Source organism: Mycobacterium sp. JS623 (genome assembly GCF_000328565.1).
GTDB lineage: Bacteria > Actinomycetota > Actinomycetes > Mycobacteriales > Mycobacteriaceae > Mycobacterium.
In genome coordinates this window covers 366,955-386,633 of the sequence record NC_019966.1, presented here as the reverse complement: position 1 = coordinate 386,633, position 19,679 = coordinate 366,955, and the positions used below count along the sequence as shown (strand labels likewise).

The 19,679-nt window shown below is 66.0% G+C and carries 4 protein-coding genes; all 4 read right to left on the bottom strand.

Annotated elements, in window-relative coordinates:
- Position 1 precedes the first annotated feature (1 nt).
- Entirely contained in the window at positions 2 to 754 is a 753-nt protein-coding gene (locus MYCSM_RS01695) for a maleylpyruvate isomerase family mycothiol-dependent enzyme (protein ID WP_015304392.1), read from the bottom strand.
- Positions 755 to 814: 60 nt separating this feature from the next.
- Positions 815 to 1,618: a GAP family protein gene (locus tag MYCSM_RS01690; protein ID WP_015304391.1), complete on the bottom strand. Its 804-nt coding sequence runs from the start codon at positions 1,616 to 1,618 to the stop codon at positions 815 to 817.
- Positions 1,619 to 1,734: 116 nt separating this feature from the next.
- On the bottom strand, positions 1,735 to 9,417 hold the full coding sequence (locus tag MYCSM_RS01685; RefSeq protein WP_015304390.1) for an amino acid adenylation domain-containing protein: 7,683 nt from the start codon (positions 9,415 to 9,417) through the stop codon (positions 1,735 to 1,737).
- Positions 9,414 to 19,652 (bottom strand): non-ribosomal peptide synthetase, encoded by a 10,239-nt coding sequence (locus MYCSM_RS01680; protein WP_015304389.1) that lies wholly within the window; start codon positions 19,650 to 19,652, stop codon positions 9,414 to 9,416. The genes MYCSM_RS01685 and MYCSM_RS01680 overlap by 4 nt, the downstream gene beginning before the upstream one ends.
- Positions 19,653 to 19,679 lie beyond the last annotated feature (27 nt).

The following is a 19,679-nucleotide window of genomic DNA, read 5'->3' as shown; positions in this document are numbered from 1 at the left end:
CCTAAAACGGTGTGTGGTCCAACCAGCTGTCCCAAACAGCGGTGTCGCCGAATACTTCGACACCGAGTTCGGCCGCGGTGCGACGACGCACCGTAGCCAACAGCAGATCCTTCGCCGGGCCGCGCAACGCGACGTCGCCCTTGCCATGATCGTGTGACCATGCGACGCCGTCCACCCGGTCGCTGGTGATGGTCCACTCACCGGTGGGGCCCAGACCCTCGTCGGTAGCGTGCAGGTGCAACGTCCTGCCGACCTCCAACGGCAGCGAATGCGAGCGGGACTCGACACTGACGCGCTCGATCCACTCGCTGATCCCGTCGGCCGCCAGCTCTGGCGACAGTTCGAAATCCATCCCCAACGCGAGCGCCGCATCGGCCCGGTGCACCGTGGCCTCGTGCAGCCGACGCCGGATCCACCAGCCGCACGGGCGCGCACCGATGAACGTCCAGACACGCGTCTCGGGGCCGACGCGGTCGACGGCGTCGACGATGAGCTGGACGCCGTTGTTCAACCAATCGATCGCGGCGTCGGGATCATCGGGCGGTCTGCCGTCGCGGACGTCACGCGGGTCCAACGCGTCGGTCCTGCGGTCGGCGATGATCTGTGCGGCCCAACGGTTTCCGCGTCCGACATGACGGAACAGCTGTTTGAGCGTCCAGTCGGGGCAGGTCGGCACGGGCGTTGACGGGTCTGCACTGCGGATCAGTTCCCCGAATTCCCGGGTCTGGTCGAGCAGCGCCGCTCGGAAGTCCACATCACGAACCTAGCTCAATATTCGGCACAGAATCCTCCGACCAATCTGATTGTGCTGAGCTCAGGTGAGGCCAAGACCCGTGATCACCTGCCAGATCCCAACCAGTACGAACAGGGCTATCAGCACGTGCTGGCGATGTCGGAGCGCCCAGTCGTGTACCGGTCGCAGGACCGCTTGGGTTCGCGCTGGAGCGACCAGATAGCTGATGAGAACAATCTCGAAAACCGCAAGCATCGCAAAGATGAACGCGATGACGGCGATGACTTGCATCCCGATTGCGGCTCCCGAGCCCACGATGATGGTGTCGACCAGCAGGACCAGGGGCGGTGGCGGCAAATACGCCATGCCGAACACCATCGCGACCCACAAGGCGCCGTCTTCCCAAGCGTCGTGGCCGCGGCGCAGAAGTCTTCGGATCACCGATCGAATGCGCACCACGACACCTCTGATCCGACCCTGCGGTCGCGAGTCAGATGTCGGGGTGTCCGAATCCAGCAGCAGCACCGGCGTGTTGCCGACCACGCCCACCGGTGCGGGCTCGATCGCCCGCTGACGCACCCAGAGGCGAACCGCCATCAGTGTGCCGACCAGCAGCGCAAGCACACCGGTGCCGAGCTGAAGGGGTTGGACCGTGGAGCCCTGCTCCGGGGTGGTCAAATCCCGTGCCGCAGAGGTGAATGCCGGCACGAGGTGCATCACCATCAGCGAAATCAGAAAGGCCGGCACATTCACGATCAGGCAGCCGACCCAGAAGGCGAGCAGATTTTGCACCGGCCGTGGGCGCGACATCACGAGCAGAATGAAGCCGAGAAGCACCGGATTGAGCGATGTCACCAGTGCCAGCCCCAAAATTTGGCCCCACATGCCCGTGGCCCTACCTTGTCCGCAGTGTCAGATGAGCTGTACGCAACAATTGCTCAAGCCATCGGGGTGCCAGATTGTCCGCTGCACGATGAATTGGCAATTCTCCCAAACCTGCCCTAGAGCAATCCGAGCAGTTGCAGGTCGGTGACGTATCGGACGATCATCGGCGCAGAAACGTGGGGAATGTCATGATCCGCACCGATTTTCGCGTCTCGCACCGCAGCACGGAACCTGTCGGCCGGAGCCATGGAGCCGCGCGACGGCTCTGGGGGCTGTCGATCCCAACCGTGCTGTTGCACCACCTTCAACATCTGCAGCACCGAACCTTGGCGCTGCTGATCCGGCAAGGCATCCAAACCGGCCTCGAACCGCTGCAACCACTCCTCGAAGTCACTGATGCGCTCGATCGGGTAGCCGGCTTCGATCAGCCAGTCCACGTACTCGTCAATTCCTATGCCGTCGTCGTGCGGATTCATCACGTGATATGTCTCGAAATTCGGCGAAGCTGAACCGACTAGTTGCGAACCCAGCTTGGTGATCGCCTCTGCGACGAATTCCACGGACAGCCCGTCGAAGTGCGCGCGCTGCCGATTGCCGTCAGCGTCGAGCCGGTAGAAGGACTGCGGTGCCAATCCGGTGGCGATGATGCTTAGCACCATCCGGCTGACCGTGTCGGACGCGTTCAATTGGCCCGCATAGCTGGTGCCGACCATGATCATGCCCGGGCGGAACACCGAGACCGGCAGCCCGCACCGGTCATGGGCTTCCCGCAACAGCACCTCACCTGCCCACTTACTGTTGCCATAGCCGTTGGCATAGCTTCCGTCGGCAGGGCGAGTGGCACTGATGACCCGGATATCGGCGTCCTCGGTAAACGTCGACGACTCGATCTCGCGGCCGACGTCCGCTGTCGACACGAATGAGTAGGGCTTGAGCTTCGTGGTCAACGCGAACCGGATCAGCTCGGCAGTGCCCACCACGTTGGGGCCGAAAAGCTCGCTGTATGGCAGCACGCTGTTGACCAACGCCGCTGAATCGACTATCAGGTCGACGCTTTCGGCCAGCTGCTGCCACGTCTGCGCGTCTAATCCGAAATTGGGTTCGCCCTTGTCGCCGGCGATGACCTTCAACCTCTCGGCCGACAGTTCCTTGAAGTGCCGACGCAGAGCAGGGTCGGTGTCGAACGCCGCCTCGAGCCGGCGTCGCGCATCGTCGTCGGACTTGGCCCGCACCAAGCAGATCACGGTGTCATCGACACGGCGCAGCCGCTTGAGCCATTGCAGCAGCAGATACCGTCCGAGGAACCCGGTGGCCCCTGTCAGCAGGACCGTCCGTACCTGCCCGTTCGGGCGCGGCAAAGTCGGGGCGGTCCTCAGGGTGCCAGCGTCGATGAATTTGTCCAAGGTCAGGTCACTGGCATGCACCTCGGTGCAGTCGTGGCCATGCACGGAGGCGAAGCTGACACGGGCGGTGCCCGACACTGCGTCCGATCCGGCGTCGCTGTCCAACCGCCGGCTCAAACTGCTCACGGACGGGGCGTCGAACAATGTTCGCACCGCGAGATTGGCATCCAGGGCTGTATTGAGTGCGGCAACGACCCGCATCGCCGAAATCGAATCCCCGCCCAGATCGAAAAAGGACTCATCGGTCCCAACCCGCTCTATACCCAGCACTTGGGCGTAGATCCCGGCGACGACATCCTCGGTCGCTGTGGCTGGCGCACGGTAATGAGCGGCGTCGTCGTACTCGGGCACTGGCAGAGCGCGCCTGTCGAGTTTGCCGTTGATCGTGAGCGGCAGCTTGTCCAACACCACCACCGCGGCCGGCACCATGTACGCCGGCAACCGCTCAGCCAACGCGGCGCGGGCTTCCGCCGGATCGGCCGTGCCGATGATGTAACCGACCAAGCGTTTGTCGCAGGGGCGGTCCTCACGAGCGATCACAACCGCCTGATCCACCCCATCCACTTCGGCGAGCGCCGCCTGAATCTCACCGAGCTCGATACGGAAGCCGCGGATCTTCACTTGCTCATCGGCGCGGCCCAGATACTCGAGCTGACCATCACCACCCCACCGCACCAAATCCCCAGTGCGATACATCCGCGTCCCGGGCTCCCCGAACGGGCACGCCACAAACCGCGACGCGGTCAATCCGGTCCGGCGCACATAGCCAACACCGACGCCTCGGCCGGCAACATACAGCTCGCCGACTACACCCGCCGGCACCGGCCGCAGCCACCCGTCCAAGACGACCAATGCCGTGCCCGCCACCGGTGAGCCAATCGGAGCCACACCGGATCCCGCTGTCATTGGCCTGCTGAACGTGGCATAGATCGTTGTTTCTGTTGGCCCGTAGCCGTTGATCATCACCCGCCCGGATGCCCACCGATCCATCACGTCGATCGGGCAAGCCTCACCTGCGACAAGCAACGCGGTGTGTTCCAGTCCCTCCGAAGGCAACACTCCTAACGCGGACGGAGTCTGGAACAACAGGTTGACCTGTTGCGCGACCAGGAGATCACGGAGGTCCTCCGGCGAGTGAACGACCGAATCCGGCGCGATCACGAGTCGGCCACCGTGCAACAGTGCACCCCAGATCTCCCACACCGTGATGTCGAAGACCAGGGAACCCGTGTGCGACCACACAAGACCTGGCCCAGTGGGCATATGAGCTGGCGGCGACTCCAGCGCTTGGGTCACATTGCCGTGCGTGATGGCCACCCCTTTGGGGACGCCGGTGGTCCCCGAGGTGTAAATCGTGTACGCGATGTCGTCGGAATCCGGCGTCAGCAACCTGGCGCCGGGGTAGATGTCGAGGGCGACGTCGACGGCGGGGTCATCGACTTCGATGACGGGCACATCGGACACGGCCAGTCGAGCGCGCAGGTCCGCCGTCGTGACGGCAGCGATCGGTTTGGCGTCGGCGAGCATGAACTCCAGCCGTCTGGCCGGCACCGCAGGGTCGATCGGCACATACGCCGCCCCCGTCTTGAGCACCGCCAGGATCGCCACGATCGCGTCGTCCGAACGAGGAACGAACAGCGCCACCGACTCACCCGGCCCGGCGCCGTAGACGGCCAACAGGTTCGCCAACCGGTTGGCGGCATCGTCGAGTTCCCCGTAGGTCATCGAGCGCCCGTCGAACGTCAGTGCCACCGCCTCCGGGGCCCGATCCACCTGCCTTGCGAACACCTCAGGAATCGACGCCCCGGCGGACATCGGCTGCGCGAACACCGATCGGTTGCCCCACTCGTCGAGTCGGTCGTGCTCATCGTCATCGAGCAGGTCGATCGACGACAGCCGCCGGGTGGGATCGGCCGTCATGGCCGCCAGCACCAGACGGAACCGCTCGATCAGTGCTTCGATGCTCGCCACGTCGAACTTTTCGGTGTCGAATTCGACGCGCAAGCCCAGTTCGTGGCCGGGTAGAGCCATCACCGAAACGGGGTAGTGGTTGTATTCGCGGTTGTTGAACTCGGTGATCGCCAGCTCTTGCACGCCCACATACGCGCTCGTGTCGATCGGGTAGCTCTCGTAGAGGAAGAGGGTGTCGAACAACTGATCGTGACCAGCGATGTGGTGAATCTCGTTGAGCGCCAGATGTTCATGCTCAATGGTGTCGTTGTGGTGGCGCTGCAACTGGTCGAGCAGGTCGGCGACGGTGGTGGCCGCGGTGGCGCGGGCCCGCACCGGCACGGTGTTGATCAGCAGCCCGACGATTGATTCGGCCCCGGCCAACTCCGCTGGCCGCCCCGAGACCGCGGTGCCGAACGCGACATCACACTGTCCGGTCAGCACCATCAGCACCTGCGCCCACGCGGCCTGCAGCACCGTGTTGACCGTGGTGTGCTGTGCGCGGGCCAACTCGCCGAGGGCCTTCGTAGTCGCGGCGGACAACCGATACGATTCGACGCCGCGCGGCCCGGGCTGGGCCTGCGAAGCGACCAGCGTCGGGGTGTCAAAACCGTCCAACACCTCGCGCCAGGCCGCGCGTGCGGCGTCGCGATCCTGACTCGTAAGCCAGTTGACGAAGCTCCGATACGACGGCGCTGCCGGCAGACGCTGCCCGAAGTAGCAGGCGAAGATCTCCTGCAGCAGGATCGGCAGTGACCAGCCGTCGATCACGATGTGGTGGAAGGTCAGCACGAACCTGTGCTGGTTGCCAGCGCTGCGGATCAACGCGGCCCGGAAGGTCGGCCGCTCGACGAGGTCGCAGACGGCGGCGCGTTCCGCGTCGCACAGCTGCTGGATCTCCACATCCGGGTTCAGGTCGTCCCCGCGAAGATCCAGATACCGCCAGGCGATCGCCGGGTCGGCGGTGATGATCTGCACCGGCTCGCCGTACTGTTCGCAGAATCGGGCCGCCAGGTTGGGATGTCGCGCGACGACCGTGCGCACCGCGTCACGCAGCCGGTGCTGGTCAACGACACCGGTCACGGTGATATCCAGCTGCACCGCATACATATCGTCTCCGGTGCCCCGCGCAAACGTGGAGTGGAACAGCAGGCCTTGCTGCACGGGGGTCAGCGGAAGGACGTCAGTGAGGTCATAGCGCTGCGTCAGCTCATCGAGCTGCCGCTGGCTCAGCCGGGCCGGGGCGACATCTGACGGGGTCAGCCCGCCACCGCCGCTTTTCACGTGCGCACAGATGCCGGCCAGGGCGTCGAACCACAGCCGGCTCAGCCGACGGACGTGATCTTCATCGAGTGCCGATGGCGCCCATATCCAGCCGGCCTGCAGTCGCGGACCGGCGTCGGTGTCCATCGTGCCTGCGTTGAGCTCGAGGGTGTGCATCAACGGCATGAGCACACTCGCGCCCGCGCTCGTCGCCGACAAACTCTCCTGACTGATCCGCCACAGCTCATCGGACAGGTCGGCCGCGCCCGCGCCAAGGCGCCCCAAATAGTTGAATCCGATCGTCGGGTCCGATCCGGTCAGCTCGACGTCCGGGTTCATGTAGCGCAGCAGGCCGTAGGTCACGGGATGGGGCAGTGCGCGCAGCTGCTCCTTGGCGGCCTTGATCACCGCTCCCAGCGCCGCGTCCCCGGCCACCACCTGCGCCCACGACAACTGACCGACGGCAAGAGACGTCGGGTACTTCGTCGTGAACCATCCCACGGTGCGGGTCAGGTCGACATTGGCGGCGAGCTCCTCGTGGCGGCCGTGGCCCTCCACGTCGACGCCGACCGGCGCCCCGTCGGCGCCCAAGAACTCCGACAACGCCAACCCGAACGCGATCAGCAGAATGTCTTGCACCCCAGCGTGAAACGCCGCGGGCACCTCCCCGAGAATCCGACGGGTGGTCTCGGCGTCCAGTGACACGGACAACTGCCCGGCGTTGGCGTAGGTGTCGGTCGGCGCTATTGGCGGCAGCGCCGTCGGTATCGCCGTCACCTCGCGCCAGGCCTCGGCTGCGTCCACCACCGCCGGGTTTCGCGCATACTCGTCCAGCAGCTCAGACCAGTGGGCAAACGAGGTGCCGCCCGTCGGCACGGCCACCTGCTGACCCGAATGACGCTGGGCCCACGCAATGTTCAAGTCTTCCAACAGGATTCGCCACGACACCCCATCGACCGCCAGATGGTGAATCGTCAACGCCAACTGGCCGGTGTCAGGCACCCATAACGCGCTGAGCATGCCCCCGGCCGCCAGATTCAACCGCGACCGCGCCGCGGCCAGCGCCTCATCCGACAACGCGTCGGTCGTCTGCACACACGCGGCCGCGTCCACCGATCCGACCTCGGGCACCGTCAGCGACCAGCCGCCTGCCCCGCCATCCTCTGCACGCAGGCGCAGCGTGGCATGTCGATCGAGCAGGGCCTGCAAGACGGCCACGACGTCGCGTTCGGTCACTGTCGCGGGGGCCTGCAGCACCACCGTCTGACTGAACTCATCGACCGGCCCGTCGACGCTGTGCAGCCAACGCATGATCGGGGTTGGCACCACCTCGCCGATGCCCTCATCGACGACACCGGCCTCACCGCCGGCCACGTCCACCACCGACGCCAGTCGGGCCACGGTCTGCTCTACGAAGATGTCGCGTGGCCGGCACACCAGCCCCGCCGCGCGGGCGCGCCCCACCACTTGCATCGACAGGATGCTGTCCCCGCCAAGGTCGAAGAACGACTCGTCTACCCCGACCCGCTCGACACCGAGGACCTCGGCGTAGATGTCGGCGAGGATCTGCTCGACCGCGGTAGCGGGGGCCCGGTAGTCGGCACCGGTGCCGCCGTAGTCCGGCGCGGGCAAGGCACGTTTGTCGAGTTTTCCGTTGACCGTCAACGGAATCGCCTCGATCACCTGCACCGCCGCCGGCACCATATAGGCGGGGAGTCGCTCGGCCAGTGCGGTGCGCAACTGCGCCGGGTCGGCGGTCCCGGTGATGTAACCGACCAGCCGCTTGTCGCCGGGGCGGTCCTCGCGGGCGATCACGACCGCCTGATCCACCCCGGCCAAACGGGCCAGGGCCGCCTGCACTTCGCCGAGCTCGATGCGATAGCCGCGGATCTTCACCTGCTCGTCGGCGCGGCCCAGATACTGCAGCTGCCCGTCGTCACCCCACTGCACCAAGTCACCGGTCCGGTACATCCGCGTCCCAGGCGCTCCGAAGGGGCACGCCAGAAAGCGCGACGCGGTCAACCCGGACCGACGCGCATAGCCGGCCGCGATGCCGGCCCCGGCGACATACAGTTCCCCGACCACCCCTTCCGGCGCGGGCCGCAACCAGTTGTCCAGAACGAACAACGCCGCACCCGGCACAGGCGAACCGATCGGGGCCACTGGCGAACCCGGTGTCAACGGCGCGCTCATCGCCGCATAGATCGTGGCCTCGGTCGGGCCGTAGGCGTTGATCATCACCCGCCCTGGTGCCCACCGATCCACCAGTTCGGGCGGGCATGCCTCCCCCGCCACCACCAACGTCGTCGAATCCAGCCGCTCCGGCGACAGCATCCCCGCCGCCGAAGGGGTCTGGCACAAGACGCTCACCTTCTCGGTGACCAACAGGTTGTGCAGGTCCACCGGTGAGCTCGCCACCGTCTCGGGCACCACGACCAGTCGGCCGCCGTGCAGCAGTGCGCCCCAGATCTCCCACACCGAGACATCGAAGACCAGCGAATGCCATTGCGACCACACCTGTCCCGGCCCTGCGGGCAGATCGGCGTGCAGCGCGGCCACTAGTTGCGTCACATTGTGGTGAGTGACCGCCACCGCTTTGGGGACGCCGGTGGTGCCCGACGTGTAGGTCATGTAGGCGAGGTCGTCGGGTGCCGGTGAGGGCAATGCGGTGCTGGGTCGGTTGTCGACAGCAGGATCGTCGACGTCGATCACCGGCACGCCGGACGCATCCAGCCGCGCACGCAGATCTGCGGTGGTCAGTGCCGCCACCGGCTCGGCGTCGGAAAGCATGAAGCCGATGCGGGCGTCGGGATGCGCAGGGTCGATGGGTAAGTACGCGGCGCCGGTTTTGAGCACCGCCAGGATCGCCACGATTGCCTCAGCGGAACGTTGAATGAGCAGCGCAACGGCTTCACCGGCCCCGGCGCCGTTGCGGGCCAACAGGTTTGCCAACCGGTTGGAGGCCTCATCCAGCTCGCGATAGGTCCACGATCGTTCGCCACACACCAGCGCCACGGTGTCAGGCGCGCGGTCCACCTGCGCGGCGAACAACTCCGGAATCGACCTCGGGCTGGGCGCGGGCCGGGTCAGCGCCGCCCGGTTGCCCCACTCATCGAGCCGCTCGTGTTCGCTGTCATCGAGCAGGTCGAACGACAGCAATGTCCGGTTGGAATCGACGCTCATGGCTGCTCCCTCGAATCTGCGGTCATGGCCACCAACAGCCGCCGCATTCGGTCGACCAGCCTTCCGATTCGCGCCGAATCGAAGACGTCAGTGTCGAATTCGACGCGCAGGCCCAACTCATGGCCGGGCACAGCTTGAACCGAAAGCGGGTAGTGGTTGTACTCGCGATTGGCGAAGCCGGTGACTGCCAACTCGTGGACACCCAACAACCCCGCCGTGTCGATCGGGTAATTCTCGTAGACGAAGACGGTGTCGAACAGTTGGTCGTGGCCGGTGGCGCGGTGGATCTCGGTGAGCGCCAGGTGTTGGTGCTCCAACGTGTCGTGATACGCGCTTTGCAGCTGTTCGAGCAGGCTCGCAACGGTGGTGCTCGGCGTGATGGTCGCCCGCACCGGCACCGTGTTGATCAGCAGGCCCACCATCGATTCCCCGCCGACCAGATCGGCGGGTCGCCCAGCAACCGCGGTGCCGAACGCCACGTCGGGCTGACCAGTCAGCCACATCAGCAGCTGCGCCCACGCGCCCTGCAGCACCGTACTGACCGTGGTGTGACAGGACCGTGCGAGCTCGCCGACGGCTCGCGTGGTTTCGGCTGACAGCTGGAATGATTCGACGCCGCGTCGCCCGAGCGTCGGCCGGCCCGGGGGGCCGACGAGCGTTGGGGTGGCGAAACCGTCGAACACGTTGCGCCACACGGCTTGGGCTGCACCGTTGTCCTGTTCCGCCAGCCACGCGACGAACCGTCGGTAGGGCACCGGCGCGGCCAGCCGCTCGCCGAAGTAGCTGGCGAATATCTCCTGCAGCAGAATCGACTTCGACCAGCCGTCGAGCACGATGTGGTGATTGGTGAGCACGAACCGGTGCCGGTCTTCTGCGGTGCGGATCAGCGCGGCCCGCAACGTCGGTTGGTCTGCGAGCTCGCACACCAAGGTGCGTTCGGAAGCGCATAGCTGTTCGATCTGCTCCTCGGCATCGAGTTCGAGGTATTGCCAAGCGATTTCGGGATCCGACGGGATCACCTGCACCGGTTGGCCGAACCGTTCGACGAAGCGGGCCACCACGTTGGGGTGCCGGTTGATCACGGTGTGCACCGCAGTGCGCAGACGATCGGGGTCGAGCGGACCTGCCAAGGCGACGTCCAGCTGTACCGCATACAGGTCTTCGCTGCCCTGCGCAGTCCCGGTATGAAACAGCAGGCCCTGCTGTAGGGGGGTCAGCGGCAGCACGTCGACCAGCTGATATTGCGCTGTCAGCTCGTCGAGCTGACGCTGGCTCAGCATGGCCGGAGCGACGTCAGAGGGAGTCAACCCGCCGCCGCCGCCCTGGACATGAGCGCAGATGCCGGCGATGGCGTCGAACCACAGTCGGCTCAGCCGGCCGGCTTGGTCGTCATCCAGCGCCGAGCGCGCCCACGTCCATGTCGCATGCAGCTGCGGACCCGTGTCGGTGTCCATGACGCCGGCGTTGAGTTCAACGCTGTGTCCCAGCGGCGTTGGTACCGCGGTAGCCGCGGCGGTGACCGACAGAGCATCTCCGTCGATCCGCCACAAGTCCTCGGAAAGGTCGGCCGCGCCCGCGCCGAGACGCCCGAGATAGTTGAACGCGATTGCTGGATCGGAGCCGGACAACTCAACGTCGGGATTCACATAGCGCAGCAGACCGTAGGTCAGACCGTCCGGCATGACGCGAAGTTGCTCCTTGGCGTCCTTGATCACCGGGCCCAGTGCGCTGTCGCCCACGGTCACCTGTGACCACGGCAGTTCGCGCAGGGTGAGCGCGACCGGGTACTTGGTGGTAAACCATCCGACCGTGCGCGAGAGATCTACATCTGCCGCGAGTTCCTCATTGCGGCCGTGACCCTCGACGTCGATGCCGATCGGCGCCGCACCCGCGCCAAGGAATTCCGTCCACGCCAACCCGAACGCGATCAGCAGAATGTCTTGCACCCCAGCGTGAAACGCCGTCGGCACCTGACCCAGTAACACCCGCGTGGTGTCGGCGCCGAGCGACACCGTCAACTGCCCTGCGCTGGCATAGGTATCGAGCGCGGGTTGCACGGCGGGCAGCGCGGCCGGGATCTCCGACACTTTGCGCCAGGCGTCGGCCAGCTTCACCACCGGCTGGGTGTGCGCGTGCTCATTAAGCAGCGATGCCCACCGAGCAAACGACGTTCCCCCCGCCGGCAACTCCACCGGCTGCTCTCCGTGATGTTGCGCCCAGGCAATGTTCAAGTCTTCCAACAGAATTCGCCACGACACCGCGTCGACGGCGAGGTGGTGGATCATCAACGCCAGCTGGCCTGTGCCGGGCGCCCACAGCGCACTGAGCATCGCCCCGGCGGTCGGGTTCAACCGCGACCGCGCCGCCAGCAGCGCCTCGTCGGAGAATTCGTCGACCACGTGCAGGCAGCCGCGCGCATCGACCGTCCCCGCCTCGGGCACGGTCAGCGACAAGTCGCTGTCGTCCTGGGCGCGCAGCCGCAGCGTGGCGTGCCGATCCAGCAGCGCCTGCAGCACGACGACCACGTCGTCCTCGGTGACGCCCGCCGGAGCGGCAAGCACGACCGTTTGATTGAACTGATCAACCGGGCCGTCAATGCCGTACAGCCACCGCATGATCGGGGTGGGCAGCACAGGCCCGATGCCGTCATCGCCCACATCGGCCACGCCATCGGTGAACGCCGCCACCTGAGCCAACCGGGCCACGGTCTGCTCGACGAAGACGTCGCGCGGTCGACACCGCAGACCAGCCGCCCGCGCCCTGGCCACCACCTGCATCGAAGAGATGCTGTCGCCGCCGAGGTCGAAGAACGAATCGTCCACCCCGACCCGTTCGACACCGAGGACTTGGGCGTAGATGCCGGCCAGGATCTGCTCGACCGCGTCTGCCGGCGCGCGGTAGTGATCGGCGTTCTGGTACTCGGGTGCCGGCAGGGCACGGGTGTCGAGTTTGCCGTTGACCGTCAGCGGCAGCGCGTCCATGACCACCACGGCGGCGGGCACCATGTAAGTCGGCAACCGGTCGGCCAGCGTCGCGCGCACCGCGGCCGGGTCGACCGAGCCGGTGACGTAACCCACCAGCCGCTTGTCACCGGGACCGTTCTCGCGCGCGATCACGGCCGCCTGATCCACACCGTCGATCGCGGCCAGCGCCGCGTGCACCTCCCCCAATTCGATGCGGTAGCCGCGGATCTTCACCTGCTCATCGGCGCGTCCCACATACCGCAGCTGACCGTCGGTGCCCCACTGCACGAGATCACCCGTGCGATACATCCGCGCGCCGGGCCCGCCGAAGGGGCACGCCACAAACCGCGTCGAGGTCAGACCCGAGCGACCGACATATCCCGTCGCGAGACCGGCACCGGCCACATAGAGCTCGCCGACCACACCGACCGGCGCCTGCCGCAACCATCCATCCAGCACGAAGAAGGCAAGATGCTCGAGTGGCACTCCGATGGGGCTGGCGTTGCTGTCGGCGTCGGCTTCACCGATCTCCCTGAATGAGGCGTGCACCGTTGTCTCGGTGATGCCGTACATGTTGATCATGCGCGGCAATCCTGGGTGACAGTGCAGCCAGTTCGAAAGACGTTGCGGCTCAAGGGCTTCACCGCCGAACACGACGGTTTGAAGTTTCAGCTGCTGCCCCAGCTCGGGGTGTAGCGCGTCGGCCGTCTGCAGCGCATAGAACGCCGACGGGGTCTGACTCAGGACGCTGACCTGTTGCGTAACGAGCAAGGCGTGCAGGTCCTCGGGCGAGCGGACGACCGAGTCGGGCACGACCAGTAGTCGGCCGCCGTACAGCAGCGCACCCCACATCTCCCACACCGAATAGTCGAACGCCAAGGAATGGCACTGAGTCCATACCTGCCCCAGCGCTAGTTCGGCATCGAGGGACTCGAGCAGTCGGGCGACGTTGCGATGAGTGACCGCAACCCCTTTCGGAACGCCGGTGGTGCCCGAGGTGTAGATGATGTATGCGATGTCGTCCGGCGCGGGGACCGGCAACGCGGCGCTCGGCTCGGATTCAATGGCAGGGTCTTCGACATCGATGACGGACACGCCGGACGCCGCGAGCCGCGGGCGCAGGTCAGCCGTTGTGACAGCAGCAATCGGCGCCGCGTCGGCGAGCATGAACTCGATCCGACTATCGGGATGCGCGGAGTCCATCGGCAGATATGCGGCTCCCGTCTTGAGCACCGCCAGAACTGCCATCACCGCCTCGGCACTGCGGGGCACCAACAGCGCCACCCGCTCACCAGGACCCGCACCCTGGCGAGCCAGAAAATGCGCCAGCCGGTTTGCGGCCTGATCCAGTTCGCGATAGGTCAAGGACCGGCCGCCGCAGCTGATCGCCACCGCCTCCGGGGCGCGGGCCACCTGGGCGGCGAACAACGCCGGGATCGACTGCAGCGCCGGAGCCGGCTGGGTCAACACCGCGCGGTTGCCCCAAGCGTCAAGTCGGTCATGCTCACCGCGATCGAGTAGGTCGATGGCCGACAACCGTTGGGAGGCATCAGCGGTCATGGCCGCCAGCACCTGCTGCAACCGATTGACGAGAGTTTCGATGCCGGCCGCGTCGAATATCTCGGTGTCGAATTCGACGCGAAGGCCGAGTTCGGGACCCGGCATCGCCACCACCGAAAGCGGGTAGTGGTTGTACTCGCGACTCGTGAAGTCGGTGATGGCCAACTCCTGCACGCCCAGTGGCGCGTCGGCATCGATCGGATAGTTCTCGTAGACGAAAAGGGTGTCGAACAGTCGATCGTGGCCGGTGGCGCGATGAATCTCGCCAAGTGCCACGTGCTCATGTTCGACGGTGTCGTTGTGGAAACCTTGCAGCTGCTTCAGCAGGTCGGCGACGGTGGTGGTCGCGGTGACGTTCGCACGGACCGGCACCGTGTTGATCAGCAGGCCGACCATCGATTCCGCGCCGGGCAGATCCGCGGGCCGCCCCGAAACAGCTGTGCCGAATGCCACGTCGTGCTGGCCCGTGAGCCTCGTCAGCAGTTGCGCCCATGCGGCTTGGAGCACCGTGTTGACAGTGGTCCGCTCGGAGCGCGCCAACTCGGTCAAAGCTCGCGTGGTGTGTTCTGGTAGGCGATGGGACGCGACGCTTCGTGGCCCTGCCTGGACTGGCGGACCCACCAGGGTCGGGGTTTCGAACCCGTCGAACACCTGCTGCCACGTCGCGCGGGCGGCGTCGCGGTCCTGTCGGGCCAGCCACGTCACGAACGCGCGATACGGCAAGGCGCTGGGTAGCCGTTGTCCGTAATAGCAGGCAAACACCTCCTGCAGCAGGATCGGCAGCGACCAACCATCGATGACGATGTGGTGAATGGTGATGACCAGCCGGTGCCGGATGTCCGACGTACGGATGAGCACAGCCCGGAAGACCGGCCCGTCCGACAGCGTGCGGACCTCGGCGCGCTCTACCGCGCACAGCTGCTCGATCTGCGCGTCGGAATCGAGTTCGCGGTATTGCCAAGCGATTACGGGATCCGCCGGAATGAGCTGCACCGGCTCGTCGAACTGTTCGCAGAAGCGGGCCGCGAGATTGGGATGGCGGGCGACAACGGTGTCCACCGCATCACGAAGGCGGTTCGGATCAAGAGGCCCGGTCATGGTGATGCCCAGCTGCACGGCATACACGTCGTCGGCGGAGCCTTGGTCGAAGCCGGCCTGGAACAGCAGCCCTTGCTGCAAGGGGGTCAGTGGCAGCACGTCGTCGATCTGGTCGAGCTGCGCGAGCTCGTCGATCTGCTGCTGGCTCAGCCGAGCCGGGGCGAGGTCTGAGGGGGTGAGCCCGCCACCGCCGTTTTGCACGTGTGCGCAGATGCCGGCCAGTGCGTCGAACCACAGCTGGCTGAGCCTGTTCACCTGCTCGCGATTCACCGCGGACGGCGCCCACGTCCAGGCGGCCTGCAGGAGCGGTCCGGCGTCGGAGTCCATGGTGGCGGCGTTGAGTTCCACGGTGTGCGCCAACGGCATCGGCACCGCCGACGCCGCGTCTGTCGTCGACAAACTGTCGTCGGCGATCCGCCACAGGTCGTCGGAAAGCCCGGCCGCGCCAGCGCCGAGGCGCCCGAGGTAATTGAACCCCACGGTCGGGTCCGAGCTGGCCAGCTCGACTTCGGTGTTCGCATACCGCAGCAGACCGTAGGTCAAGCCGTCCGGCAGGGCGCGAAGCTGCTCTTTGGCGTCCTTGATGACCGGGCCGAGAGCGCCGTCGCCGGCGGCCACCAGATCCCAGGAAAGTTCGCCAACGGCCAGCGCTACCGGGTACTTGGTGGTGAACCAGCCCACCGTGCGGGACAGGTCGATGTTGGCGGCGAACTCCTCGTCCCGTCCGTGGCCCTCGACGTCGATGCCGATCGGAGTCGTTGCGGCGCCAAGGAATTCATTCCAGGCCAATCCGAAGGCGATCAGCAGAATGTCCTGGACGCCGGCGTGGAACGCCGCGGGCACCTCGCCGAGCAGCAGCCGCGTGGTCTCCGCGTCGAGCGATGCGGAAAGGCGTCCCGCGTTTGCATAGGTGTCGACGTCCGGCTGCACTGCAGGCAGCGCGGCCGGAGTCGCCAAGACCTGCCGCCACGCGTCGGTCTGGCCGACAACCTCCGCGCTGCGGGCGTACTCGTCAAGCAGCGAGGACCAATGGGCAAACGAGGTCCCTCCCGCAGGCAGCTGTACCGGCTGCCCGTTGTGATGCTGGGCCCAGGCGATGTTCAAGTCTTCCAACAGAATTCGCCAGGAGACGCCGTCGACAGACAGGTGGTGAATCATCAACACCAGCTGGCGGGCGTCGGACACCCACAGCGCACTGATCATCGCGCCCGCGGCCGGGTTCAACCTGGACCGCGCCGCCACCAACGCCTCATCCGACAGCGCGGCGACGGCGCGCAGGCAGTCGCTGGCATACACCGACCCCTGTTCAGGCACGGTCAGTGACCAGCCGCCGTCGTCCTCGGCGCGCATGCGCAGCGCGGCGTGCCGATCCAGCAGTGCCTGCAGCACGACGACCGCGTCGGCCTCGGTCACGCCGGCGGGGGCCTGCAGGACCAGCGTCTGATTGAACTGATCGACCGGGCCGTCGACGCTGTGCAGCCAACGCATGATCGGGGTGGCGGTCACGGGCCCGACGCCGTCATCGACCACATCGGCCTCGCCGCCCGCGACTTCGGCCACCAGGGCCAGTCGAGCCACCGTCTGCTCGACGAAGACGTCGCGCGGCCGGCACAGCACACCGGCTGCGCGGGCCCGAGCGACCACCTGCATCGACAGGATGCTGTCCCCGCCCAGGTCGAAGAACGAGTCGTCGACACCGACCCGGTCCTGGCCGAGCACCTCGGCGTAGATGTCGGCCAGGACCTCCTCGAGGGGGGTGGCTGGCGCTCGGTAGTCACCACCGATGCCGCGGAACTCCGGCGACGGGAGGGCGCGGGTGTCCAGCTTGTTGTTGGCCGTCAGCGGGAGCGCATCCAGCACCACCACTGCGGCAGGCACCATATATGCCGGCAGCCGATCCGCCAACTGGGCCCTGGCCTTGACTGGATCGGCGTCGCCGGTGACATAGCCGACCAAGCGCTTGTCGCCGGGACGGTCCTCGCGCGCGATCACCACCGCCTGATCGACGCCGTCCAGCGCACGCAGTGCGGCCTGGACCTCACCGAGCTCGATGCGATACCCGCGGATCTTGACCTGCTCATCGGAGCGGCCAAGGTACTGCAGCTGCCCGTCGGCGCCCCAGCGCACCAGATCGCCGGTGTGATACATGCGAGCCCCAGGCTCGCCGAACGGGCAGGCCACAAACCGCGACGCCGTCAACGCGGACCGGCCGAGGTATCCCGACGCCACGCCTGCGCCGGCAACGTACAGTTCGCCGACCACACCCGCAGGCATCGGTTGCAGCCAGGAATCGAGCACGAACAATGCCGCGCCGGGTACCGGCGAACCGATCGGCGCGACACCCGTACCCGCCGCCAGAGGGGCGCTCATCGCCGCGCAGATCGTGATCTCGGTCGGGCCGTAGGCGTTGATCATCACCCGCCCGGCCGTCGCCCACCGATGCATGAGCTCGGGCGGGCAGGCCTCGCCAGCGACCACCAACGCGGTCGACTCCAGGCCCTCAGCGGAGAGCATCGCCACCGCCGACGGGGTTTGAGTGACTACGGTGACCTCTTCGTCGACCAGCAGGCGATGGAAGTCCTCTGGTGAGCCGGCCACCGATTCGGGCACCACCACCAGTCGGCCGCCGCGCAGAAGCGCATGCCCGATTTCCCAGACCGACGCGTCAAAGCCGAGGGAATGGCACAGCGGCCAAACGCCTTGGCGCGGCAGGCTGCCATCCAACGACGTCATCAGCGCAGTCAGGTTTTGGTGGGGAACCGCGACACCCTTTGGCGTTCCGGTGGTGCCGGACGTGTAGATGACGTAGGCGATGTCATCGGGGGCAGGGCCGGGCAATGCTGTGCTTGGCTGTGTGCCGACGCGGGGGTCATCGACGTCGATGATCACGAGGTCGTGACCATCCACTCGGGACCGCAACTCGTTGGTGGTGATCACGGCCGCCGGCGCGGCGTCGGCCAGGATGAAGTCCAACCGCGATGCGGGTACGGCCGGGTCGATCGGCAGATACGCCGCGCCGGTCTTGAGCACGGCCATAATCGCGATGACTGCGTTGGCTGATCGCTCCGACAGCAGCGCCACCCGCTGAGCCGGGCCGACACCCTGGCTGGCCAGCAAGTGCGCCAACCGATTTGCGGTCTCATCCAGCTCGCGGTAAGTCAGTGATCGACCGTTGTAGGTGAGCGCCGTTGCCCCGGGGACGCGCTCGACCTGTGCGGCAAACAACTCGGGTATCGACAGCGGCGTGGATGCAGGCCCGGTCAAGGCGGCGCGATTGCCGATCTCGGCTAACTTGGCGTGCTCAACCGGATCCAGCAGATCGATCGACGACAACCGTCGATCGGGGTCGTCCGCCATCGCGGTGACAATTCGCTGTAAGCGCCGCGCCAGATCCGCGACTTCGAAATCCGCGTACGGCTGCCCTGCGCCCGCCGTGCTGAGAAAGAGTTGATCACTGGCGCCGATGAAGAAGAGCCCGAAGTTGCCCATCGGGCCATGATTGGTGTACGACACCTCAACCGGTGCACCCGCGAGGTCGAGGGTGAGCCGGGACGGGATGAAGTTGACCGCTACCCGATTCGACGCCTGCCGTGGGCCACGAAAACCTCCTTCGCCGTCGAGGGTGTGCACCGGAAAACGCTGATGCTTCAACAGTTCTCGGATACGCGAGTCGACGTGCCTGCAGAACTCGCCGACCGTCCAATCCGGCGGACTTTGCAGCACGAGAGGCACCACCCCGGCGAGCATCGTCGGAAGTGTCTTCGACTCCGAGGTCACTCGCCGACTGACGGGGAAGTCGAGCGCAACCTCTGAACTATTTGCTGACCATGCTCGAACCAAGAGTGCGCACGCCGCGGTGGTCACCGAGTATCGACGGATGCGCAGACTTTTGGACAGCTCTTTGATGTGGCCGACGACGGCGTGATCCACGGGAACCGACGCGGAAGGGGTGTACGCATCACGCTGCTGCGCCGCGGTGGGCAGTCGGTAATCCAGCGCATTGTCGGGCGGAAGGTTCTTGCTCCAGTAGGCCTGGTCTTCGCGGAAATCGCTGGACCCTTGGTAATCCGTCTCGCAGTCGACCGCGTCGCGCAGCGAGCCGAAATAGGCTGGCGGGACGGGGGCACCCGAGACCATGGCCGAATAAATAGTCGCGATCCGACGGCACACCAGCGCCATGCTCAGGCCGTCTACGGATATGTGGTGGCACAGGCCGAACCAGTAGTACTCCTCCGCCGCTGTCCGAAACAACGCGAATTTCGCCAACCTGCCGCTGAGCGACATCGGTGTGCGTTGGATCGATGACGCCGCTTCCCGGACCTTTTGGACCGGATCGGCCGCGTTTCGGAAGTCATGGAACGGAAGTTCGATATCGGAGTAATCGATCGGTTTCTGAAACACCTGACCATCGATTTCAAAGAACGCCGCCCGCGCCGGTTCGGCTTCTTGCATGGCTTGCCGGATCGCCTCTTGCAGGAGCTCCTGTTGTACCGTGCCGTCGATTCTTCCCAAAAGGCCGAGTTGCCATTCCGTGCCGGCAAGACCGCTTTCATGCGACAGCCAGATTTCCAACTGGCCGCGCGAAAGCGGAAGGAACCCGTCCTCACGATCCATTATTCAACTTCCCACAGATTTTCAACT

Excerpts from the sequence above, each read along its gene's own strand:
- MYCSM_RS01690 (WP_015304391.1), bottom strand. The coding sequence starts at position 1,618 with ATGTGGGGCCAAATTTTGGGGCTGGCACTGGTGACATCGCTCAATCCG.
- MYCSM_RS01685 (WP_015304390.1), bottom strand. The coding sequence starts at position 9,417 with ATGAGCGTCGATTCCAACCGGACATTGCTGTCGTTCGACCTGCTCGAT.
- MYCSM_RS01680 (WP_015304389.1), bottom strand. The coding sequence starts at position 19,652 with ATGGATCGTGAGGACGGGTTCCTTCCGCTTTCGCGCGGCCAGTTGGAA.